The organism is Leisingera sp. SA215, from assembly GCF_055902035.1.
The window spans coordinates 17743-40150 of record NZ_JBVVXU010000008.1; the positions used below are offsets into that span (position 1 = coordinate 17743).

General features: G+C 60.1%; 16 protein-coding genes. 7 read left to right on the top strand and 9 right to left on the bottom strand.

Translation table 11 applies throughout. The features are described from left to right. Positions 1-11: 11 nt before the first annotated feature. The 3 genes from dnaK to radC all read left to right on the top strand — a co-directional run bounded on the left by dnaK (position 12) and on the right by radC (position 4400). Positions 12-2126, top strand: a complete 2115-nt coding sequence (gene dnaK / locus AC0KW6_RS10375) for a molecular chaperone DnaK (protein ID WP_474034863.1) — start codon at positions 12-14, stop codon at positions 2124-2126. Positions 2127-2204: 78 nt separating this feature from the next. After that, positions 2205-3365: a molecular chaperone DnaJ gene (gene dnaJ / locus AC0KW6_RS10380; RefSeq protein WP_323777539.1), complete on the top strand. Its 1161-nt coding sequence runs from the start codon at positions 2205-2207 to the stop codon at positions 3363-3365. Between the two features lie 270 nt (positions 3366-3635). Further along, positions 3636-4400, top strand: a complete 765-nt coding sequence (gene radC, locus AC0KW6_RS10385) for a RadC family protein (protein ID WP_323777537.1) — start codon at positions 3636-3638, stop codon at positions 4398-4400. Between the two features lie 87 nt (positions 4401-4487). Here the strand turns inward: radC and AC0KW6_RS10390 are convergent, their stop codons facing one another. The 3 genes from AC0KW6_RS10390 to secA are packed head-to-tail and all read right to left on the bottom strand — an operon-like array spanning position 4488 to position 9983. Next, on the bottom strand, positions 4488-6041 hold the full coding sequence (locus AC0KW6_RS10390) for a phosphate ABC transporter substrate-binding/OmpA family protein (RefSeq protein WP_474034864.1): 1554 nt from the start codon (positions 6039-6041) through the stop codon (positions 4488-4490). 24 nt (positions 6042-6065) lie between these two features. Then, positions 6066-7229: a hypothetical protein gene (locus tag AC0KW6_RS10395; RefSeq protein WP_474034865.1), complete on the bottom strand. Its 1164-nt coding sequence runs from the start codon at positions 7227-7229 to the stop codon at positions 6066-6068. Positions 7230-7280: 51 nt separating this feature from the next. After that, positions 7281-9983, bottom strand: coding sequence for a preprotein translocase subunit SecA (secA, locus tag AC0KW6_RS10400; protein WP_474034866.1), 2703 nt, complete (start codon positions 9981-9983; stop codon positions 7281-7283). A gap of 177 nt (positions 9984-10160) precedes the next feature. On the opposite strand from secA, the gene AC0KW6_RS10405 reads away from it, so the two are divergent. From AC0KW6_RS10405 to mutT, 3 genes are read left to right on the top strand one after another with little or no spacing between them, the layout of a single operon-like run. Further along, positions 10161-11012 carry a peptidylprolyl isomerase gene (locus AC0KW6_RS10405; protein WP_474034867.1) on the top strand — a complete coding sequence of 284 codons (852 nt, stop codon included), beginning with the start codon at positions 10161-10163 and terminating at the stop codon, positions 11010-11012. Between the two features lie 2 nt (positions 11013-11014). Continuing rightward, positions 11015-12241, top strand: a complete 1227-nt coding sequence (gene argJ / locus AC0KW6_RS10410) for a bifunctional glutamate N-acetyltransferase/amino-acid acetyltransferase ArgJ (protein WP_323777527.1) — start codon at positions 11015-11017, stop codon at positions 12239-12241. Further along, positions 12238-12636, top strand: coding sequence for an 8-oxo-dGTP diphosphatase MutT (gene mutT, locus AC0KW6_RS10415; RefSeq protein ID WP_323777526.1), 399 nt, complete (start codon positions 12238-12240; stop codon positions 12634-12636). The genes argJ and mutT overlap by 4 nt, the downstream gene beginning before the upstream one ends. Positions 12637-13194: 558 nt before the next feature. On the opposite strand, the gene infB is transcribed toward mutT, so the two are convergent. The 6 genes from infB to pip all read right to left on the bottom strand — a co-directional run bounded on the left by infB (position 13195) and on the right by pip (position 21543). Then, the gene (gene infB / locus AC0KW6_RS10420) at positions 13195-15681 is read right to left on the bottom strand and encodes a translation initiation factor IF-2 (RefSeq protein WP_323777524.1); all 2487 of its coding nucleotides are present in this window, start codon (positions 15679-15681) and stop codon (positions 13195-13197) included. A gap of 8 nt (positions 15682-15689) precedes the next feature. Then, positions 15690-16310 (bottom strand): RNA-binding protein, encoded by a 621-nt coding sequence (locus tag AC0KW6_RS10425; protein ID WP_323777522.1) that lies wholly within the window; start codon positions 16308-16310, stop codon positions 15690-15692. A gap of 26 nt (positions 16311-16336) precedes the next feature. Continuing rightward, on the bottom strand, positions 16337-17947 hold the full coding sequence (gene nusA / locus AC0KW6_RS10430; protein ID WP_323777520.1) for a transcription termination factor NusA: 1611 nt from the start codon (positions 17945-17947) through the stop codon (positions 16337-16339). Next, on the bottom strand, positions 17947-18537 hold the full coding sequence (gene rimP / locus AC0KW6_RS10435; RefSeq protein WP_323777518.1) for a ribosome maturation factor RimP: 591 nt from the start codon (positions 18535-18537) through the stop codon (positions 17947-17949). The genes nusA and rimP overlap by 1 nt, the downstream gene beginning before the upstream one ends. 1183 nt (positions 18538-19720) lie before the next feature. Continuing rightward, positions 19721-20566 carry an ABC transporter substrate-binding protein gene (locus AC0KW6_RS10440; RefSeq protein WP_323777516.1) on the bottom strand — a complete coding sequence of 282 codons (846 nt, stop codon included), beginning with the start codon at positions 20564-20566 and terminating at the stop codon, positions 19721-19723. After that, a complete protein-coding gene (pip, locus tag AC0KW6_RS10445; RefSeq protein WP_323777514.1) occupies positions 20563-21543 on the bottom strand; it encodes a prolyl aminopeptidase in 981 nt (326 codons plus the stop codon). Before pip ends, AC0KW6_RS10440 begins: the two co-directional genes overlap by 4 nt. A 50-nt stretch (positions 21544-21593) precedes the next feature. Between pip and ubiG the strand changes: the two genes are divergently transcribed. Beyond that, on the top strand, positions 21594-22340 hold the full coding sequence (gene ubiG / locus AC0KW6_RS10450) for a bifunctional 2-polyprenyl-6-hydroxyphenol methylase/3-demethylubiquinol 3-O-methyltransferase UbiG (protein ID WP_323777512.1): 747 nt from the start codon (positions 21594-21596) through the stop codon (positions 22338-22340). Positions 22341-22408 lie beyond the last annotated feature (68 nt).

The following is a 22408-nucleotide window of genomic DNA, read 5'->3' on the forward strand; positions in this document are numbered from 1 at the left end:
CATCCTTAACCATGACCCTTGCAAAAAAGCGTATTGATTCACGCCTCCGGGCGTGCCTGAACGCTTGCAGGGCCGTTTTCACGTCCCTATATACGCCGGGACGCGGCAAGGTGCAGACCAAACCGCAACTTCCATCGGGGCCAGGATGCCGCAACGGGTTCAGGCCTCGGGTAATCGCCTTGAGTAGTAAAAAGGGATCGCAAATGAGCAAAGTTATCGGCATCGACCTGGGTACCACCAACTCCTGCGTGGCCATCATGGATGGCTCCCAGCCCCGCGTGATTGAAAACGCCGAGGGCGCGCGCACAACCCCGTCAATTGTTGCCTTTACCGACGACGAACGCCTGGTCGGCCAGCCGGCCAAACGCCAGGCTGTCACCAACCCCGATAATACCGTGTTCGGCGTCAAGCGCCTGATCGGCCGCCGGTTCGACGACGCCGCAGTCGCCAAAGACAAGAAGATGGTGCCGTTTTCCATCATCAACGGCGGCAATGGCGACGCATGGGTGGAAGCCAAGGGTGAGAAATACTCCCCGTCGCAAATTTCCGCCTTCACCCTGGGCAAAATGAAGGAAACCGCTGAATCCTACCTGGGCGAGGAAGTCACCCAGGCGGTGATCACCGTGCCGGCCTATTTCAACGACGCCCAGCGCCAGGCTACCAAAGACGCCGGCAAGATCGCGGGCCTCGAAGTGCTGCGTATTATCAACGAGCCGACCGCGGCTGCGCTGGCCTACGGCCTCGACAAGGAAGACACCCAGACCATCGCGGTTTATGACCTCGGCGGCGGCACCTTCGACGTGACCATTCTGGAAATCGACGACGGCCTGTTCGAAGTGAAGTCGACCAACGGCGACACCTTCCTGGGCGGCGAAGATTTCGACATGCGTATCGTCAACTACCTGGCGGACCAGTTCAAAAAGGAAAACGGTGTCGATCTGTCCAAGGACAAGATGGCCCTGCAGCGCCTGAAAGAGGCCGCTGAGAAAGCCAAGATCGAACTCTCCTCCACCTCGCAGACCGAGATCAACCAGCCGTTCATCTCGATGGACCCCTCCTCGGGCCAGCCGCTGCACATGGTGATGAAGCTGACCCGCGCCAAGCTGGAAAGCCTGGTCTCCGACCTGATCAAGCGTTCGATGGATCCGTGCAAAGCGGCCCTGAAGGACGCTGGCCTTTCCGCTTCCGACATTGACGAAGTGGTTCTGGTCGGCGGTATGACCCGTATGCCGCGTGTGATCGAAGAAGTGACCAAATTCTTCGGCAAGGAACCGCACAAAGGTGTCAACCCGGACGAAGTGGTTGCCATGGGCGCGGCCATCCAGGCCGGCGTTCTGCAGGGCGACGTCAAGGACGTGGTGCTGCTCGACGTGACCCCGCTGTCGCTGGGCATCGAAACCCTGGGCGGTGTCTTCACCCGCCTGATCGATCGCAACACCACCATCCCGACCAAAAAGAGCCAAGTGTTCTCGACCGCGGAAGACAACCAGAACGCCGTGACCATCCGCTGTTTCCAGGGCGAGCGTGAAATGGCCGCCGACAACAAGATGCTCGGCCAGTTCAACCTCGAGGAAATCCCGCCGGCACCGCGCGGCATGCCGCAGATCGAAGTGACCTTCGACATCGACGCCAACGGCATCGTGTCGGTCGGCGCCAAGGACAAGGCGACCGGCAAGGAACAGCAGATCACCATCCAGGCATCGGGCGGCCTGTCCGACGACGACATCGAAAAGATGGTCAAGGACGCCGAAGAGAACGCCGAGGCCGACAAGGAGCGCCGCGAGCTGATCGAAGCCAGAAACCAGGCCGAATCGCTGATCCACTCGACCGAGAAATCTGTGGAAGAGCATGGTGAAAAGGTCGACCCGTCCACCGTCGAGGTGATCGAGCTGGCCGTGGCCGCGCTGAAAGACGAACTGGAAAACGAAAAAGCGACCGCCGAGAAGATCAAATCCGGCATCCAGAACGTCACCGAAGCTGCGATGAAACTGGGCGAGGCGATCTACAAGGCACAGGCAGAAGCGGACGGTGAAGAAGAGCCGGCCGCGGCGGACGAAGCTGCAAGCCCGGCGGATGACGACATTGTTGACGCGGAATTCGAAGACCTGGACAACGACAAGCGCTAACGCCTGATACACAGGCTATAGCGGGCCGGTCCGGACCCCGGACCGGCCCATTTTCGTTGAGGCAGATGGGGTTATCCGATGTCAAAACGCGACTACTACGACGTTCTGGGCGTGACCAAAGGCGCCACCGCAGACGAAATCAAAAAAGGCTTTCGCAAGAAGGCCAAGGAACTGCACCCCGACCGGAATTCCGATAATCCGGACGCCGAATCGCAGTTCAAGGAAGCCAACGAGGCTTACGACGTCCTGAAGGACGCCGAGAAAAAGGCAGCCTATGACCGCTTTGGCCATGCCGCCTTTGAAAATGGCATGGGCGGCGGACAGCGTGGCGGACAAGGCCAAGGCTTTGGCGGCGGCGACTTTTCTTCTGCCTTCTCTGACGTCTTCGACGATCTGTTCGGCGACTTCATGGGCGGCCAGCGCGGCGGCGGCGGCGGACGGCAGCGGGCCTCCCGCGGAGCTGACCTGCGCTACAACCTTCGGGTCTCGCTTGAGGACGCCTTTGGCGGCTTGCACAAAACCATCAAAGTGCCCACTTCGGTCTCCTGTACCTCCTGCGAGGGCACCGGCGCCGAGGGCGGTGTGGAACCGACCACCTGCCCGACCTGCTCCGGCATGGGCAAGGTCCGCGCCCAGCAGGGTTTCTTTACCGTCGAACGCACGTGCCCGACCTGTTCGGGCCTGGGGCAGATCATCAAGAACCCGTGCAAGTCCTGCCATGGCCACGGCCGGGTGGAAAAGGACCGCTCGCTGTCGGTGAACATCCCGGCAGGGGTCGAAACCGGCACCCGCATCCGCCTTGCCGGCGAAGGCGAAGCCGGCCTGCGCGGCGGCCCGCCAGGCGATCTCTACATCTTTGTCGAAGTTGCGCCGCACAGCCTGTTCGAGCGCGACGGTAACAACCTCTACTGCCGGGTGCCGGTCAGCATGGCCAAGGCAGCCCTTGGCGGCTCCATCGAAGTGCCGACCATCGACGGCGGCCGCGGTCGGGTACAGATCCCCGAGGGCAGTCAGTCAGGCCGCCAGATGCGCCTGCGCGGCAAAGGCATGCCGGCGCTGCGCGGCGGTGCCACCGGCGACATGTTCATCGAACTGGCTGTGGAAACCCCGGTCAACCTCACCGTCCGCCAGAAAGAGCTTTTGCGCGAGTTTGAGGAAATGTCCGAGGACAACACCAACCCCGAATCCCGCAGCTTCTTCTCTTCGGTGAAAAGCTTCTGGGATGGCATGAAGGGGTGAGGCCCGTCCTGGAAACACTCCGGTCGAGCGTTTCAGGGCCGAACGGGCGGAGTCCCGGGCATTGCCAAATGTGACACAAAAAAAGCGCCCCGATCGGGGCGCTTTTCTTTTTACCCCCCAGCCCGGAACAAGCCGAAGGCGCCGGACGAACGGCACTGCAGCGGTGCACAGAGAGTGTACAGGGGGTGCACACATGTCACCCCCTCTGCTGCAGCTGCAGCGCGGCCTGCATTAACACTTCCTCAACCATGATGGCGGCACCATGGCGTCATGGCACAGGACCCCGCCTTTGAGGACGTCTCCCTGCCGCTGTTTCCCGGCAGCGAAGTGGCCCCTGCGGCCCCGCTCTCGCCCGGCCGTCTGCCCTCCTACATCAAGGATCACCGCGCCCGCCTGCGCGACCGCTTCATGCAGGGCGGTGCTGCGGCAATGCCGGATTACGAGCTGCTGGAACTGGTTCTTTTCCGCTCCATTCCACGCCGGGATGTGAAACCTTTGGCTCGGCAACTGCTTAATAGTTTTGGAGATTTCAACCGTGTCGTGTCCGCCTCCCCCGAGCGGCTGGCGGCTGTCAAAGGCATTGGTGATGCTGTGATAACCGACCTCAAAGTGCTCGAGGCTGCTGCTCACCGCATGGCTCGGGCCCGGATCATGCAGCGGCAGGTGATTTCCAGCTGGGATGCGCTGCTTGACTATTGCCACACCACCATGGCGCACCTGGAAACAGAGCAGTTCCGAATCCTGTTTCTGGATCGCAAAAACGTACTGATCGCCGACGAAGAACAGGCCCGCGGCACCGTGGACCATGTCCCGGTTTACCCCCGGGAGGTTGCCAAAAGGGCTCTTGAGATCAATGCCAGCGCGTTGATTTTAGTGCACAATCACCCGTCCGGAGATCCAACTCCATCTGACAGTGACCTCAATATGACCACTCAAGTTCAGGCCGCCCTCTCCGCGCTTGGCATCACCCTGCACGATCACCTGATCATCGGTAAATCCACCGAACTGAGTTTTCGCGCCCAAGGCTATCTCTAGCTCCGCAGCGCGATGCCCGGCCCCTGGGTTATCTGGGGATCCTGGATGCACCGCAACGCACACGGAAACCTGCGTGGGTGGTGTGCGTCAGCGTACCCAGACCTCAACCCGCCGGTTGATCTGGCGGCCCCATTCGCTGTCGTCACAGGCCATCGGCAGCGCCTCGCCAAAGCCATGAGTGCTGATCTGCACCCGGCCTGCATCTGCCGTCTCCGCAGCTTTCATCACCGCCTCCTGAACTGCTCCGGCCCGCTGCAGAGCAATTTGCCGATTGCCTTCAACTGCCCCGATCCCATCAGAAAACCCGGCAAATACAAGCTCTTTTCCGTCAAACTCTCCTGCCTCCAGCGCGCGGGCCAGCTGTTCGACGTTGCTGCGGGATTGCGCATCCGGGCGCGCCGATCCAGGCTCGAACCTGAATGAGATGGTCAAGCGGCGCATGCCGCCTATCAGGGTCACCAGCCGCTGAAGCTCATCCAGCCCGGGTTCTTCTTTTGCAGCCAGGATCGCATTTGCCAAACGCCTTCCCTGGCGGCTGACCGGGATCAGCTCCGGCGCCTGATCGACAAATCCCGCCCGACGAATAACTGCCTGCGCCGCAGGGCCTCGCACATACGCCAGGAAATCCCGAGCAACCTTGGGCAGACGGCGGGACGGCAGGTAAAGGAACATAGGAACCGTCAGCGGATAGTCTTCAGTCTTTACCGCCCTGCGGCTGGCCTGCAAAGAGAACCCGCAGGGGCCCGTCAACGTCAGCATCCGCGTCGCGCCTTTCTCGGCAAAGCTGGCGATACCTATAGCAAAAGGATCGACCAGAACCCGCCGGGCAAGTGTACTGCTGCGGTCGTGGCGGCGGATGCGTTGTGTGAACCCCGCTCCAAAAGGCACCATCAGCCGATCCTCCACCGCCTGGGCAAGGCCTGATCCGGAAACCGGCATATGCAGCGAAATCGGCGCATCAGGACCGCCAACCGTTTCCCAATTGGTGATCTGGCCGGAAAATATCCCAGCCAGCTGCGGCAATGAAATCTCGCGTACCGGATTGCTGGGCGCCACCACCGGAACAAAAGCGTCCAGCGCCAGAACCCGGCTGCGGCCCGGTCCGGTCAGATCACCCAGTCCAGCGGCGAGGGCAGCCTTCTGTTCAAGCGGGCGAATCTCCCGCAGCGCCATCGTCACATCCGCTTCGTCCGCGATAAGAGCCGCAAATCCCCCGTCGGTATTGCTGGCCAGGAAGGTGAAGCGTGCAGCCGGCGTTTGCCCGCGCAGCAAAACATGGCTGAAATTCCCCTCCGGCAGTGCTTCCAACCGTGTCTGATAGCCATTCCGCAAGGCGAAGCCTTCGATCAGCGCAGGCAGCAGCACTTCAGACATGGCTGAGGAGCCAGCCAGCGTGATTTCCGAAACGAATCCTGACAGGCTGGGGCAGCCTGGTCCATCGCAAGCCACACCTGAGCCATCGACGGTGAGTTCGCCGAACTGGGTCTGTACCCGGTAGAACTCGCCGTCGAACCCCAGCAAGGTGCCAGTGATTTCAACCGCGCCATCGGGGGAAGAAAGGGTGACATCCTGGGCTGCAAGACCGCGCGCAAAGTATGTCAGAAAAAGTGCGGCGCAAACGGCCGCACGAAAGAAGATCATATGGATACCTGAAGTTACCGCAAATCAGTTGGTTGCGATTTTCAGATCTTCTACCAGATTATTCAACACCAGAAAGCTGCCCATTGCATCGCAATCGGGCATTGCCATCACCAAATCCCGGCTGGTGAGCTGTCCACCGCGCAATTGCAGCGCCTGAGCAGAAATATCCCTGCCGCAATTGGATTCCGTAACTTCGGCCTCAGCAGTCAGAGACACGGTACCGGATTCACTTGTGGTGCGTGGCAGGCTGTAGATCTCGGCGATACGCGGTGCCAATTGGCTGTCGTCACCCAGGCGGGCCACTTGCCCGGCCCCGGCCGCGCCGCGCCAGACATGGCCAGCGCTGCCATAAGCGGCACCAAACTCGCGAGCGTGAATTTCGAAACCGCTGTTACCGGTCCACTGCAGAACAATCCGCTCAATAGCTTCAAGACCATCTACCTCCGCAACGGCCACAGCTCCGCTACCGTTCGCGGTCTCCGCGATGAAGACGGCCGTCCCGGCCAATGCCGGCACCTGCGCGCTGAACCGGCCGGACTGGTCTAAAGAAGCAGTAAAGGTCATGCCACTGTGATGCACGCTCAAGCGCTCGTTTGGTCTGCAAGACGCTTCAACCGATAGTCTAACCATTGCCATCGGGGCTGCTTCAGCCGCAGCCGTCATCTGGCAGGACACTGTTTGCAAAGGTTCGCCTGGCTGGCTTCCCGCTTCCAACTCGCTTGCAGCAGCCGGCACCGAAGTTAGCGTTATCTTTTCGATTCGCAGCTGAGCAGCATCGGGCTCCCCTGGCAGTTCAGGGTCGGCCGCAGCGGTCCGTCCGGCCATGCTGACCGCCAAGCCCCGGCCGGAGGACTGCATGAAGAATCCGATGCCCATGGCGCAAGCCAGCGTCAACGCGCTTGTCAGTATCACCTGTTTGCTTTGCATAAGATCCTCCTGAACCTGTTCGGTTAAGGAAGCTTGCCTGAAAATGCCGGCCGGTTTGTGGCGGCCAACAGGAGAGATTCCGGCAAATACGGCAACCCCGCCATCTTTGTTTCGCGTAGGGAAACAGATCCAAGCCCGCTCCCCGTGCTTTGGCATTGCCAGAGTTTTCCTGACGGGACAGCGCGCTGTGCCTTGCGCAGCGCCTTGCACAAGGGAAGCAATCTTTTCCAAAAGGCCAGAAACGTACGGGAAATCACCCACACGCCGCCGGGCGCAGCTTCAAAAAAAAAGCCTGCGCGCTTTCCCCGGATCTCAGGTCAGACTGCCATGGCAGTGCTTGAACTTCTTGCCCGACCCGCAAGGACATTTGTCATTGCGCGAGGGGTTTCCCCAAGTCACAGGATCATCCTCCGCAAAACCCGGTGCCGGATCCTCTGCAGGGGCTGCGGCTGCCGTAGGCTGCGGCACCGCCATTTGCTGCATTGCGGCCTGGCGGGCAGCCATTTCTTTCAGCATCTGCTGCTGCTCTTCCTCGGTCATCGGACGCACGCGGCTGAGCTGCTGCGAGACTTCCTCTCGCAGGGAATCGAGCATGGTTTCAAACAGCTGGAAGCTTTCGTTCTTGTACTCATTCAACGGATCACGCTGGGCGTAGCCGCGGAAACCAACTACCGAGCGCAGGTGCTCCAGAGTCAGCAGATGTTCGCGCCACTTCTTATCAATGGTCTGCAGCAGCACCTGCTTTTCGATGTTGCGCATGTTTTCCGGGCCAAAGGCCGCGGCTTTTTCCGCCATCATCTTGTCGGAGACCGCGACCAGACGTTCGCGGATCTGCTCGTCATCGACGCCTTCTTCGGCGGCCCATTCGGCCACAGACGCGTCGATCGACAGCATCTCGCGCACCTGTTCCTGCAGACCAGCGGTATCCCATTGGTCGGCGTAGGTCTTCGGTGGCATATGGGTATCGAGCAGGTCGTCGATCACCTCGTGACGCATGTCATCGACGATCTCCGAGAGGTCCTCGGCCGCCATGATCTCGCGGCGCTGGTTAAAAATCACCTTGCGCTGGTCGTTCATCACGTCGTCGAATTTAAGAACGTTCTTGCGCATGTCGAAGTTGCGGCCTTCGACCTTGGCCTGCGCACGTTCCAGAGATTTGTTCACCCAAGGATGAATGATCGCCTCGCCCTCTTTCATACCAAGCGATGACAGAAGTTTATCCAGCCGTTCCGATCCGAAGATGCGCATCAGATCATCTTCGAGGCTGAGATAGAACCGGGTGCGGCCGGGATCACCCTGACGGCCGGAACGGCCGCGCAACTGGTTGTCGATGCGGCGGCTTTCGTGGCGCTCGGAAGCCATCACAAACAACCCGCCTGCGTCCAGCACCTTCTGCTTTTCCTCAGCGTGCTTGGCTTCCTCGGCGGCACGCAGTTCTGCGGGATCAGCCTCCGGGTTTTGTTCCAGCGCCTCCAGTACCTTCATCTCAACGTTGCCGCCGAGCTGGATGTCGGTGCCGCGGCCGGCCATGTTGGTTGCGATGGTCACCGCGCCATAGCGGCCGGCATCGGCGACGATCTGCGCTTCCTGCTCGTGGTGGCGGGCGTTCAGCACGTTGTGCGGAATGCCGTCCTCCTGCAGCAGCTGGCTCAGCAGTTCGGATTTCTCGATCGACGTGGTGCCCAGCAGAACCGGCTGGCCCTTTTCATGTGCGACCTTGGCTTCCTTGATCATCGCCTCGTATTTCTCGCGGGCGGTGCGGTAGACCTGATCGTCTTCATCCACCCGCGCAATCGGGCGGTTGGTCGGCACTTCCACCACGCCGAGGCTGTAGATTTCGGCAAACTCCTCCGCTTCGGTCATCGCGGTGCCGGTCATGCCGGACAGCTTTTCATACAGACGGAAGTAGTTCTGGAACGTCACCGAAGCCAGCGTTGTGTTTTCCGGCTGAATTTGCACGTCTTCCTTGGCCTCGATGGCCTGGTGCAGCCCTTCGGAGAGGCGGCGGCCTGGCATCATCCGGCCGGTGAATTCGTCGATCAGCACCACCTGGCCATCGCGGACGATGTAGTCCTTGTCCCTCTGGAACAGCTTGTGCGCACGCAGGGCCTGGTTCACGTGGTGGACAACGGAAGTGCTTTCCGGATCGTAAAGCGAGGCATCCTCGTCCAGCAGCCCGTGCTCGCGCAGCGTCTGTTCCAGATATTCGTTGCCGTCCTCTGTAAAGGTCACACCACGTGTTTTCTCGTCGATCTCATAGTGATCTCCGGACAGAAGCGGGATCACTTTATCAATGGTTGAATAAAGCTCGGACCTGTCTTCAGCCGGGCCGGAAATGATCAGAGGGGTGCGGGCCTCGTCGATCAGGATCGAGTCGACTTCATCGACGATGGCAAAGTTGTGCTGTTTCTGGAACACCTGATCCAGCGACGGTTTCATGTTGTCGCGCAGATAGTCGAAACCCAGCTCGTTGTTGGTGGTATAGGTGACGTCTCTGTTATAGGCAGCCATTTTCTCAGCGTCGCCCTGCCCCGACCAGATCACACCGGTGGTCATGCCCAGCTGCGCAAACACTTTCCCCATCCATTCACTGTCGCGCGTGGCCAGGTATTCGTTCACGGTTACCACATGCACGCCCTTGCCGGTCAGCGCATTCAGGTAGGCGGGGAATGTCGCCACCAGGGTCTTGCCTTCCCCGGTCTTCATCTCGGAGATGTTACCCTGATGCAGGAAGATGCCGCCCATCAGCTGGGTGTCAAAGGCCCGCAAGCCAAGCGCCCTCTTGGCCGCTTCGCGCACGTTGGCAAAGGCTTCGGGCAGAAGCGCGTCCAGGCTCTCACCGCCCAATGCGCGCTTGCGCAGCTCTTCGGTTTTTTCCTTAAGCCCGTCATCGCTGAGCTTCGCGAACGTGTCCTCCAGCCCGTTGATTTGTGAAATCAGCGGCCGTGTCGCCTTAATTTTACGGTCATTCGGTGTGCCGAAAACCTTTTTGGCGAGTGTTCCGAAACCCAGCATGTTTTCTCCAGCGATCCTATGTCCGGCCTTTGCATCGGGCAGGCTTGCCCGCCGTGTCCGCAACCCATAAACAATGGTGGTAAGACGATCCTGCCAATGGCCTCATGGCGATGTAAGCGGCAGGCTATTGAGTGTCAACGGCAGGCCCTTATACGGCCTAGGAATAGGAAGTTTTCAATGCGTAAAGGTCTCACTTTTCTGCGTGGTGCTGCGGTGGCGGCCTGTGCTGCGCTGCCGCTGGCTGTAGTCGCAGCGCCCCATGCCAACACGGTTGTTGCCTCGGTCAATGGCGAGAAGATCACTATCGGCCATATGGTCATGGCCCGGGAGAACCTGCCTTCCCAGTACAAAGAGCTGCCCGATGACGTGCTCTACAACGCCATTCTGGATCAGCTGGTTCAGCAAACCGCGTTGAAACAGCAGATGAATGGTGAAGTGCCCCGCTACGTGCAGCTATCTGTCGAAAACGAAGAACGCGCCATGCTGGCCGCCAATGTGATCGATATGGTCATGGAAAAGGCCAGCGGCGAGGACGCGCTGCGCGCAGCCTATGACGCGAAATATTCGTCCGGTGACGGTGGTGACGAGTTTCACGCCGCCCATATCCTGGTTGAAAGTGAGGAGGACGCGCAGGACGTCAAAAAGGAACTGGACGCCGGTGCCGATTTTGCCACGCTTGCAAAAGAAAAGTCCACCGGCCCTTCTGGCCCTAGCGGCGGCGATCTGGGTTGGTTCACCACCGGCCGAATGGTGCCGGAATTTGAAGACGCTGTTCTGAAGCTTCAGTCGGGTGAGATTTCCGCCCCGGTGAAAACCCAGTTCGGCTGGCATGTAATCCTGCTGCATGAACGCCGAAAAGCTGAAGCCCCCGAGTTCGAAGAGGTCCGGGCTCAGCTGGCCGAGGAATTGCGTCAACGGGCAGTGGAAGAGAGCGTGAATGAACTGACCGCGTCCGCAGAAATCGAACGGCCTGAGATCGAGGATCTGGATCCTGCAGTTCTCAAAGACCTTAGCCTGGTAAGGAACTGATCATGGGAGCCCCCCTGCCCGTCTCGCCGCTGGCTCCGGCCAGCTTCCCCGACCTTCCGGTGATCAAGGGCGTGCGTTTTGCATCAGCCGCGGCCGGGGTCAAATATCAGGGCCGGACCGATGTGATGCTTGCGGTCATGGACCCGGGCACTGCGGTTGCCGGGGTGTTCACCCGGTCCACGACCCGCTCCGCACCTGTTCTGGACTGCCAGGCCAAACTGGGCGGCGATGCTGACACCGGTGCCGCGATCCTGGTCAATTCCGGCAATTCCAATGCGTTCACCGGCCATTACGGGCAAAGCTCGGTGGCAGAGATCACAACTGCCGTTGCGGATGCAACCGGCTTGCCTGCCGGACGCGTCTTTACTGCCTCTACCGGCGTCATTGGCGAACCGCTGCCGCATGATCGAATTGTAGCAAAGATCGGCGAGCTGAACGGGAGTTTAAGCGAAAACGCGCTGCAAGGCGCCGCCAAGGCGATCATGACCACCGACACTTTTGCCAAAGGTGCCAGCGCCACGGTGGGGATCGGTGGCCAAACAGTGAAGATCGCCGGCATCGCCAAGGGCTCAGGCATGATCGCCCCGGATATGGCTACGATGCTCGTCTACATATTCACCGATGCGAAGGTCAGACAAGCTGACCTGCAGGCGCAGTTGGCGGAAATCTGCAACCGCACGTTCAACTGCATCACCGTGGACAGCGACACCTCGACCTCAGACAGCCTGATGCTGTGCGCCACCGGTGCTTCGGGCGTCGACGCAACAGGAAACGAGGAGTTTGCAGCAGGCCTGGAGCGGGTAATGCTTGACCTGTCGCACCAGGTGGTGCGCGATGGGGAAGGCGCCACCAAATTCGTGGAAGTTCAGGTGACCGGCGCGGCCTCGGATGCGGATGCCAAAGTTCATGGCCTGGCCATCGCCAACTCTCCGCTGGTGAAAACCGCGATTGCGGGCGAAGACCCGAACTGGGGCCGGGTGGTAATGGCAATTGGAAAATCCGGCGCCGCAGCCGACCGGGACCTGTTGTCAATCTCATTTGGCGACGTGAGAGTCGCCGAAAAGGGCTGGGTCGCACCGGACTACAAGGAAGATCTCGGCGCTGCGGAGATGAAGAAACAGGAGATCACCATAAAAGTCGACCTGGGACTGGGTGCGGGTAAGGCCACGGTATGGACCTGCGATTTGACCCATCAGTATATCTCGATCAACGCGGATTACCGGTCATGAAGGTAGTCCTTGTTTCTGCTGTCGCGCTCATCGACGCGGATGGGCGCGTGCTCCTGGCCCAGCGTCCCCAAGGAAAATCCATGGCCGGTTTGTGGGAGTTCCCGGGCGGCAAGATTGAGCCAGGCGAAACACCGGAGGCAGCCCTGGTCCGTGAATTGCAGGAGGAACTGGGCATTGACACCTGGGCGTCCTGCCTGGCGCCGTTGACCTTCGCCAGCCACTCCTACGAGGATTTCCACCTGCTGATGCCGCTTTTTGCCTGCCGTAAGTGGGACGGCATTCCGCAAGCCAAAGAGGGGCAGACCCTGACATGGGTGCGGCCGCAGGATTTGCGGGATTATCCAATGCCACCGGCCGATATCCCGCTGATTCCGATCCTTCGGGACTGGTTGTAACACGCAGGTAGCTGCACCACGGCGGTTCAAGACTTTCCCAACGGTGAATTTACTCGGTTTTCCGGGTTATAAATCGGACTTATAGTAGTGTCCCGGGTCCTGCTGTGACTTCATTCTTCATCCTCGGCCCGGCCGCAGTTACAAAGCGGCGACTGTCGCCGGGCCCATGCGGGCTGTGTTGCCGATGGCGGCGACGATTTCGAGGGTCATACAGCGCCCTCTGACCGCTCGCTCTTCGTTTGACTACTGCATTAGGAAACCGGCCGGGCGCGTCACCGCGGCTTCCATCGCTTAAATCCCGACGACATCCGCCCACGAGCGGGCGGTCCAGAAACACGTCGGCCGGGCGAACGTGCTGGACGCAGAGGCGTGCGTAGAACGGCAGGGCCGAACCCTAGTCCTGATCTCCCGGCTCGACGAACTTGGTTAGCGGAGCCTTTAAAGGCGCTTCAGCCCCTGCGGCACGTAACAGTGAAGTACGCTTAAGAAATCCTGCAGAAACAAACAGGCCCCGGCAAAGGTGCCAGGGCCTGCTCATAAATCTGACTTTAGCAACGATCAGTCGAGGGTACGGGTGACTTCTTCGCGCTCGAAGATCTCAATCACGTCGTTCGGACGGACATCATCGTAGTTTTCGAACGCCATACCGCATTCCTGGCCAGACTGGACTTCGGACACTTCGTCCTTGAAGCGTTTCAGGGTCTTCAGCGTGCCTTCGTGGATCACCACGTTGTCGCGCAGCAGACGCACGCCAGCCGAACGGCGGGCGATCCCCTCGGTGACCAGACAGCCGGCAACCTTACCAACCCCGGTAACCTTGAAGACTTCCTTGATCTGCGCGTATCCGATGAAATTCTCGCGGATCTCGGCAGACAGCAGGCCGGAAGCCGCCGCTTTCACATCATCCACCAGATCATAGATCACCGAATAATAACGGATCTCGACGCTCTTCTGGTTGGCGGTGTTGCGGGCCGAAGCGTTGGCACGGACGTTGAAGCCCATGATCGGCGCACCGGAGGCTTCTGCGAGGCCGACATCGGTTTCGGTGATCGCACCAACGCCCGAATGCAGCACGCGAACGCGCACCTCGTCATTGCCGATCTTTTCCATCGCCTGCACGATGGCTTCCGCGGACCCCTGCACGTCAGCTTTGAGCAAGATCGGCAATTCGGAGACGCTTTCGTCATCCTTGGCCTTCTGCATCAGCTGTTCCAGCGTGGTCGCCGCACCAGCAGCGGCACGCTTATCTTTTGCGGCCTGCTCACGGTATTCTGCGATCTCACGCGCCTGTGCTTCGGTGTCGGTCACGTTCAGCACGTCGCCTGCTTCCGGGGTGCCGTTCAGGCCAAGAACCTCGACCGGGACCGACGGGCCGGCTTCCTGGACGCGTTCGCCCTTGTCGTTGATCAGCGCACGTACCTTGCCGTATTGCTCACCCACAACAAAGATATCGCCCTGGCGCAGGGTCCCATTCTGAACCAGCACGGTTGCCACGGGGCCGCGACCCACATCCAGCTGTGCCTCGATTACGGCGCCTTGAGCGGCGCGGTCGGGGTTAGCCTTCAGTTCCAGAATTTCCGACTGCAATGCAATGGCTTCCAGCAGCTCGTCGAGGCCCTGGCCGGTAACAGCGGAAACCTCAACGTCCTGCACGTCACCGGACATCGCTTCCACGACTACTTCGTGCTGCAGCAAGTCAGTACGAACCTTTGTCGGGTCAGCAGCCGGCTTGTCAATCTTGTTGATCGCCACAATCATCGGAACCTGCGCCGCCTTGGCGTGGTTGATGGCTTCGATGGTCTGCGGCATCACCGCATCATCTGCGGCCACAACCAGAACCACGATATCCGTCACCTGAGCGCCACGCGAGCGCATCGAGGTAAAGGCCGCATGGCCGGGCGTATCGAGGAAGCTCAGCACAGTGCCGCTTTCGGTTTTCACCTGATAAGCGCCGATGTGCTGGGTAATGCCGCCGGCTTCGCCAGCCACAACCCGGGCATCCCGGATTGCATCCAGCAGCGAAGTCTTGCCATGGTCAACGTGGCCCATGATGGTGATGACAGGCGGACGCGGTTTCAGATCGTCTTCCTTGTCCTCAATCTCCTTAATCACGTCTTCAACGTCGGAGGCAGACACCCGGACCACCTTGTGGCCGAACTCTTCGATGATCAGTTCTGCGGTGTCGGCATCGATGGTCTGGTTCTGCGTGACCATCATGCCCATGTTCATCAGCGATTTGACAACTTCGCCAACGCGCTCCGCCATCCGGTTGGCCAGTTCAGAAACCACGATCGCCTCGGGCAGCTGAACATCACGGATGACCTTTTCACGCTCGACCTGGCCGCCCATAGCTTTTTGCCGGGCACGCTCTTGCTTGCGCTTCATCGACGCCATCGACCGGTGGCGATTGCCACCGCCGCCAGTGGCCTGCCCCAAAGTCAGTTTACCCGAACGGCGGCCATCGTCCTGGCCCTTGCCGCGGTTCTGACGCTGTTCGCGTTCACGGTCTGCTTTGCGCGGCGCGGCAGCAGGCGCAGGTTTGTTCGGCGCCGGGCGCGCCGCTTTGGGCGTGTCGGCAGCAGGCGCAGCGGCAGCAGCAGCGGCACGTTCTTTTGCCACTTCAGCTTCACGCTTCTTGCGCTCTTCTTCTTCCTGCTTTGCCTTAGCTCGGTCCTCGGCTTCGCGCTGTTCGCGTTCCTTCGCTTCCGCTTCGGCGCGGCGGCGGTTCCGCTCTTCTTCACGCGCTTTTTCTTCGGCAGCCCGAGCGGCCGTTTCTTCGGCCTCACGTGCCTTGGCGGCCTGCAGCGCCTTCAGGCGGCGCTCCATCTCTGCGTCACTGATGCCGGCAGGCCGGCGCGATCCGGATGTGGATGGTGCAGCACCGCTGCCCCCCTTGGCCGCACCCGGCTTGGGAACCACAACGCGCTTGCGCTTGGTTTCCACTACGACATTCTTGGTCCGTCCATGGCTGAAACTCTGTTTCACGTTCCCCGGACGGGAACTCCCACGCAGACCCAGTGTCTTTTTGCCGTCACTATCGCTCATAAAGCTTCTTATCCTTCCGTGCGGCCGTCGCCGCCCACCATTTCGCGCAAACCTTGCAGTCGTTGCGCCTCATCTACAACACGTTTGCTGAGTCCGCCAGAGGCGAGGGCGGCATGTATTGCAGTTTGGCGCCCAAATGCCAGTCCCAGCTCGTCCGCCGTGAGGCAGCCGATGAATTTGCCCTTGTAGGGGGTGCTCAGCTTCGACTTCCCGCGCCCTGACCCGTCAGAAGCCTGGATCAGCACCCGGGCGTCCTCTTTGTACAGCCAGTCTTTCACCCGTTCGAAGCCGGACACAGCATCGCCCGACTTACGCGCCAGACTGATCAGCTCGACAAGCCGGCGGGCAACCTGCCGCTCGACCTCCTGAACCAAATCGTCCGGCACCTGAACCTGGGCCTTGAAGCTGCGGGAAAACAGCTTCTTCTTGACCGCGGTTTCCAATGCCGCCCGGCTGGACGCCACATAGACACCGCGGCCGGGCAGCTTGCCCATCACATCAGGCACAACTTGCCCGTCAGGACCCATCACGAATCGGATGAGGCCCTGTTTGGGCTGGATCTCGCCGGTTGCGATGCATTTGCGTTCGCTCCCGTCGGTCCGGTCTTTTGTGGCGCCGCCGCGTGTCATGCAGTTCCCCTCCGCAAAGCCTCAATTCAGGCTTCGCCTTCCTCTTCGTCATCGTCTTCAACTGCGTCTTCTTCCAGCTCAGCCGGATCAACCCAGCCTAGCATGATACGGGCAGTCATCACCCGATCCTGCGCCTGCTCCAGCGTCATGCCGAAAGGTTCCAGGATACCATCGTCCTTGACCCGTTCGCCGCCATCGTTGGTCCAGCCGCCGGCCAGTTCCCAATCCGCACAAGTAGCGAAATCTTCCAGCGACTTCACGTCGTCCTTGGCCAGGGCCTCTACCATCTGCGGGGTCAGGCCCTCGAACTGAATCAGGCTGTCTTCAGCACCCAGTTCACGGGCGGCATCCAGCGCCGCTTTGGCCTTGGCTTCCAGGTAGTCGCGGGCACGGGCTTGCAGTTCCCCTGCGGTTCCTTCATCGACACCGTCGATAACCAGCAGTTCGTCCAGTTCGACATAGGCGACTTCTTCTAGGTTCGTAAAGCCTTCAGAAACCAGCAGCTGGGCAAAAAATTCGTCCAGATCCAGGGTTTCCATGAACAGCTTGGTGCGCGCTTCGAATTCCTTCTGGCGGCGGGCCGATTCTTCCTCTTCGGTCATGATGTCGATGTCGAGGTTAGTCAACTGTGATGCCAGGCGCACGTTTTGCCCGCGGCGGCCAATAGCCAGGCTCAACTGTTCCTCAGGAACGACAACTTCGATCTTGCCTGCTTCTTCATCAAGCACAACCTTGGTCACTTCAGCCGGCTGCAGCGCATTCACCAGGAATGTCGGCTGGTCCTCATTCCAGGGGATGATGTCGATTTTCTCACCCTGCAACTCGTTCACCACGGCCTGTACGCGGGAACCGCGCATACCCACACAAGCGCCGACCGGATCGATCGAGCCGTCGTAAGAGATAACAGCGATCTTGGCGCGCGAACCGGGGTCGCGGGCCACAGCCTTGATCTCGATGATGCCGTCATAGATTTCCGGCACTTCCATCTTGAACAGCTCGGCCATGAATTCCGGCGCGGTGCGGGACAGGAAGATCTGCGGGCCGCGCGGTTCGCGGCGCACATCTTTGATATAGCAGCGCACCCGGTCGTTCGGGCGATAGCTCTCGCGGCCGATCTTCTCGTTGCGGCGCAAGATCGCCTCGCCGGCGCCCACATCGACGATGACGTTGCCGTATTCTTCGCGCTTGACCAGGCCGTTGATGATGGTTCCGGCACGGTCCTTGAATTCTTCGTACTGTCGGTCGCGCTCGGCTTCGCGGACTTTCTGCAGGATCACCTGCTTGGCCGATTGCGCGGCGATCCGGCCCATCTCAACCGGCGGCACTTCCTCGACATAGGTCTGGCCTACTTCTGGGTTGGCCATGTACTGGCGTGCCTGATCGACCGTCATCTCGGCCTGGTAGTTTTCCAGCTCTTCTTCCGCCACCACGGTGCGTACGCGGGTGAATTTTGCCCGGCCGGTCTTGCGGTCGATAGACACCCGAATATCCATTTCGGCGCCGTAGCGGCTTTTGGCCGCACGGGCGAGGCTCTCTTCCATCGCCTCGATGACCAGACCTGGGTCGATCATCTTTTCGCGCGCCACGGCCTCGGCGGTTTGCAACAGCTCCAGCTGGTTTGCAGAGGTGATAGCCATTACTTTTTCTCCTCTTCGGACTCTTCGGTCTCGATTTCGTCGAATGCGTCTTCGTTGAGCGTGCCGGCCTCTTTGCGCTGGCGCAGCATTTCCTTGATCAAATCATCGGTCAGAACAAGCTTGGCGTCGCTCAGCCAGTCAAACTTCAATCCGATTGTCACGGTCTCGCCCTGATCCTCAATGTTGATCAGGACTTCGTCCTCTTCAGTTCCCGCCAGTTCGCCCTTAAAGCGGCGGCGGCCGCCGACCATCTCGGCGGTTTCCAGCTTGGCCTCGTAACCTTCGAACATCTCGAAGTCCTTCATCCGCGTCAGCGGGCGGTCGATGCCGGGGCTCGACACTTCCAGCGCATAAGCGTCGATAAGCGGATCCTCAACGTCCAGCACGGCGCTTACCGCATTGGAGATATCAGCGCAGTCATCCACTTCGATGCCGCCATCCGGCTTATCGGCCATGATCTGCAATGTGGTTGCCTTACCAGACATCAGCCGGATCCGCACCAGCTCATAACCCAAGTCCTCGATCACCGGGGTGATGATCTCGGCCAGGCGCCGGTCGATGGCAGCTTTGGCAATCAGGTCGTTGGTCATCAGACCTCCACTTGGGGCTTGCAGGCAATGGCCTGCGGGCACAAAAAAACGGGCGCGCGGCCCGTTGAAATTCCCGGTGGAGCCTTAAACCAGAGGTTCAACGCGCCGCTGTTGTCAAAGGCATATAGGACGGTTCGCCCAAAACTGCAAGAGGATCGTGCAGCGCGCAAAACGGCTGACTGCCGGACTGCTACCCCAGCTTGCCCTGAATATCCGCCGCAACCCCACCCACGACCCCCTGATCCTGGCCGCCGATCACCAGATAAACAATGCCTTCACTGACCCGGGTGGCAACGGCCATGCCAGCCAGAAACTCGCTTGCACTGCCTTGCCGGCGCCGGCGGAGCAGGTGATGCAAAAGGCGACCGGTACGCCGTCCGGGTCCAGAAATGCCATTTGCAATAGGGGTTTATCTTTGAAGCCAAGCAGCCAGGCGCATTTTGAATTCCCGCCTCTTGGCAGATCGAGCAGGAAACGGGTCGACGCTCTGACCGATGGAAAACCCGGCCAGCACTTTGGCCGTCACTCCGGACGCCTGCCCGGCATTCGCCACAGCGTAAATGATGCAGAACGACTGGTCGAATGCCGCGGCCGCATTCCAGCCCGGTGCCTTTTGCGGCTGGGTCCCCCTGCAGCATGTAGTTGGAAAGAACTCCCCGGCCGGCAACCATCGGCTTTCCGGCAACCCGCTGCCGCAAGGCACAGGCGGGACGGGATGAGGGAATCAGCCTTACGCCATCGGCGAGGCAGCCAGCGCCGCGGCGGATAAGACGGCCCGCAACGCAGCCACCGAATTTTCAGAGGCTGTGAACACTGCGCCGAAACCGCATCTTAGTTCAGCGCAAGCACGACCCGGCTGAGCAGGCCAGTGTCCACCTCACCCCCCATGCAGGCCGTCAGCTTTTCATCAGCGAATGCCGCCTGCGCTTGCTTCATCTTCCCATCTCCGTTTCCGCCAACTTTCCCGCAATCTTCCTGCGGGCGGCCGCCAGTCTGCTCATCACCAAACCAATGGCGATATATCTCAGTACGAAAACCAGCTCGCTTCCTTTCCATCACATTCCAAAAGGGCGATGCGCGAAAACCGCATGAATTGCAGATGTTTGAAGAAAAGCGAGGCTATCCAAAGCGTTATTGCCTACATGCTTTAGGAGAGCTGCAGCGTCAAATTGAGGATAGCCGGTCAGGCCAGCCACCAGCGCTCGGCAATGCGCCCGTCATCCAGTGGTGATCGCCGCCCTACCGTGCGCGGAATACCGACATTTTGCCGGGCGGCCAGGGCCATGTCGCTGGATGAGGGGTGATAAAAGAACGCGCCGCGCTTCAGCAGCCCGCGCGGTTCCGGGAGCGCTGCCACATCAACATAACCGTCGCGCAGAGCCTCGGCCCGGATTTCCGCATCAGGGATCACAATGATCTCCACGGTCTGCACCCAGCCTGCTGTGCCAGATTTATAGTGATGTTCAACACTGCAAGCTCGGAAATGGCGGCCTTCCTGCGCGCGCTCCACTTTGTAGCATCCAGTGCCAATCGCATTGGACAACGGCACAGGCAGTTCTCCGCCAGGTGCAACAATTTGATCGGTGCCGGCAAGCAGATAGGGCAAATGCGGATTGCTTTGGGTCAGCTCAATCAGCAGCTGACGACTGCCCAGCGCGGTGATCGCTCGCACCTCCGCACCGGCAATACCTTGTGTGGCAAGCGAGGCTGCTGCGTCCTCTGCCAAGAAAAGCGTACCGTCATGAAACGTCACACCCGCGCGCAAATCGAAGGTCCAGGTCTTTGCATCCTGCGTCGAATGCCAGCCAGTGGCCAGTTCACCGCGCAGCAGTCCATCGGCGGCGATTTCAGTCAGCGTATCATAGACTGCACCGCGGGCGGCCTGTTCCAGCATCCCGCCTTCGCGCGGAACGGCAAGGCGAAAAACGCCGCCGGCCTTCGGAGATGCATTGACCGACCCGCCTGCTGCTGCCAGCAGAGCAGCAGCTGCACCCGATGTGAACAGCGCGCGGCGGTCTATGCGCGTCATGGCACAAGTTCTCCTGCAATCCGGTCCATCGCCCGGACTAACTCAGCGCTGATTCCCGGTTCTGACAAAGCATGGCCGGCATTGCGCACCATCTTCAACTCCGCATTCGGCCACAGCTCATTCAGGCGCCAGGCAGAAGACGGCGGGCAGATCATATCGTAACGGCCCTGCACGATGACCCCGGGAATATGAGAGATCCGGCCCATATTGGCGAGGATCTGGCCATCGTAATCGAGGAAACCGCTATTGATGAAATAGTGGTTCTCCAGCCGGGCAAAGGCACGGGCGTAATCTCCGGGGCTTTCTCCGCTCTGACCGTTGGAATGCACCGAAGCCAGCGCGTTCTCCCATGCAGACCAGGAGCGGCCATAACGCATTTCCTCTTCCAAATTTCCGGAAAACAACCGCTTGTGATAGGCGGCGATCATGTCGCTGCGCTCAGCATCCGGAATCAGAGAAACGAATTTGGCCCAGGTTTCGGGCCAGAATTTGCCGGCGCCGCCGCCATAGAACCAATCCAATTCAGCGCGGGTCATCAGGAACACGCCGCGCAGGATGATTTGCTGGACCCGGCCGGGGTGGGTCTGGGCATAAATCAGCGCCAGTGTCGCCCCCCAGCTGCCGCCGAACAGAATCCAGGATTCGATGCCGAGCTGACTTCGAATCAGCTCCATATCGGCAACCAGATGCCAGGTGGTGTTGTCCTCACACGACGCATAGGGGCGCGAGCGGCCGCATCCGCGCTGGTCGAACAGGATGATTCGGTACACATGCGGGTCAAAATACCGCCGCATTGCCGGGCTGCTGCCGCCGCCAGGGCCGCCATGGCACACGATCACGGGAATACCATTGGGATTACCGGTTTGCTCGGCATATATGCGGTGGCCCTGGCCTGCGTCGATCATACGCTGGTCAAAGGGCTCGACCGGCGGGTAAAGATAATGCACAGCGCGCTTTTGGTCCGGGTATCTATCCATTACTGACCTTAGTGAAACGTCAGACTACAAAAGAGCACACGGAGACAGGAATGCAAGCGCCTCAATCCACGGTCGACCCTGCCGAAATCGCAAAATTCGAAGCGATGGCGGCAGAGTGGTGGAATCCGAACGGCAAGTTCAAGCCTTTGCACATGCTAAATCCTTGTCGGCTTGACTATATTACCCGTCAGATCGCCGGGGAATTCGCCCGCGACCTGACGTCACAGCACCCGTTCAAAGGACTGCGGCTGCTGGATATCGGATGTGGCGGCGGGCTGCTTAGCGAGCCCATGGCGCGGTTGGGTGCAACAGTTGTGGGCGCCGATGCCGCAGAAGGCAACCTGCCGGTCGCCCGCATTCATGCCGAACAGTCCGGGCTGGAGATTGACTACCGCCACACCACCGCCGAAGCGCTGGCCGAGGCCGGCGAGCAATTCGACGTGGTGCTCAACATGGAAGTGGTGGAACATGTTGCCGACCCGGTCAGCTATCTGACGGCGACCCAGCTGCTGCTGAAACCGGGCGGGCTGGAGATCTGCTCGACGCTCAACCGCAACCCCAAAAGCTTTGCCATGGCCATTATCGGAGCTGAAGTGATCATGCGCTGGCTGCCGCGGGGCACCCATGAATGGTCAAAGTTCATTACCCCGGACGAGCTGTTCGAGCTGCTGCGCAAGGCCGGGCTGAAGCCGGTGGACCGAAAGGGGTTCGTGTTCAATCCGATCACTTGGAACTGGTCCATCTCCGAACGAGATTTGTCGGTAAACTATGTGACCGCCAGCGTAAAACCGGGCTGAGGTGCCTTCGCCGGCCGGTTTCAGCTGCCGCCTATGCTAAAGGATAGGTGGTAATCCTTATGCTCTCT

Excerpts from the sequence above, each read along its gene's own strand:
- AC0KW6_RS10390 (WP_474034864.1), bottom strand. The coding sequence starts at position 6,041 with ATGATCTTCTTTCGTGCGGCCGTTTGCGCCGCACTTTTTCTGACATAC.
- AC0KW6_RS10405 (WP_474034867.1), top strand. The coding sequence starts at position 10,161 with ATGCGTAAAGGTCTCACTTTTCTGCGTGGTGCTGCGGTGGCGGCCTGT.
- nusA (WP_323777520.1), bottom strand. The coding sequence starts at position 17,947 with ATGGCTATCACCTCTGCAAACCAGCTGGAGCTGTTGCAAACCGCCGAG.
- argJ (WP_323777527.1), top strand. The coding sequence starts at position 11,015 with ATGGGAGCCCCCCTGCCCGTCTCGCCGCTGGCTCCGGCCAGCTTCCCC.
- secA (WP_474034866.1), bottom strand. The coding sequence starts at position 9,983 with ATGCTGGGTTTCGGAACACTCGCCAAAAAGGTTTTCGGCACACCGAAT.
- AC0KW6_RS10425 (WP_323777522.1), bottom strand. The coding sequence starts at position 16,310 with ATGACACGCGGCGGCGCCACAAAAGACCGGACCGACGGGAGCGAACGC.
- dnaJ (WP_323777539.1), top strand. The coding sequence starts at position 2,205 with ATGTCAAAACGCGACTACTACGACGTTCTGGGCGTGACCAAAGGCGCC.
- radC (WP_323777537.1), top strand. The coding sequence starts at position 3,636 with ATGGCACAGGACCCCGCCTTTGAGGACGTCTCCCTGCCGCTGTTTCCC.
- dnaK (WP_474034863.1), top strand. The coding sequence starts at position 12 with ATGACCCTTGCAAAAAAGCGTATTGATTCACGCCTCCGGGCGTGCCTG.
- rimP (WP_323777518.1), bottom strand. The coding sequence starts at position 18,537 with ATGACCAACGACCTGATTGCCAAAGCTGCCATCGACCGGCGCCTGGCC.
- ubiG (WP_323777512.1), top strand. The coding sequence starts at position 21,594 with ATGCAAGCGCCTCAATCCACGGTCGACCCTGCCGAAATCGCAAAATTC.
- mutT (WP_323777526.1), top strand. The coding sequence starts at position 12,238 with ATGAAGGTAGTCCTTGTTTCTGCTGTCGCGCTCATCGACGCGGATGGG.
- AC0KW6_RS10440 (WP_323777516.1), bottom strand. The coding sequence starts at position 20,566 with ATGACGCGCATAGACCGCCGCGCGCTGTTCACATCGGGTGCAGCTGCT.
- pip (WP_323777514.1), bottom strand. The coding sequence starts at position 21,543 with ATGGATAGATACCCGGACCAAAAGCGCGCTGTGCATTATCTTTACCCG.
- infB (WP_323777524.1), bottom strand. The coding sequence starts at position 15,681 with ATGAGCGATAGTGACGGCAAAAAGACACTGGGTCTGCGTGGGAGTTCC.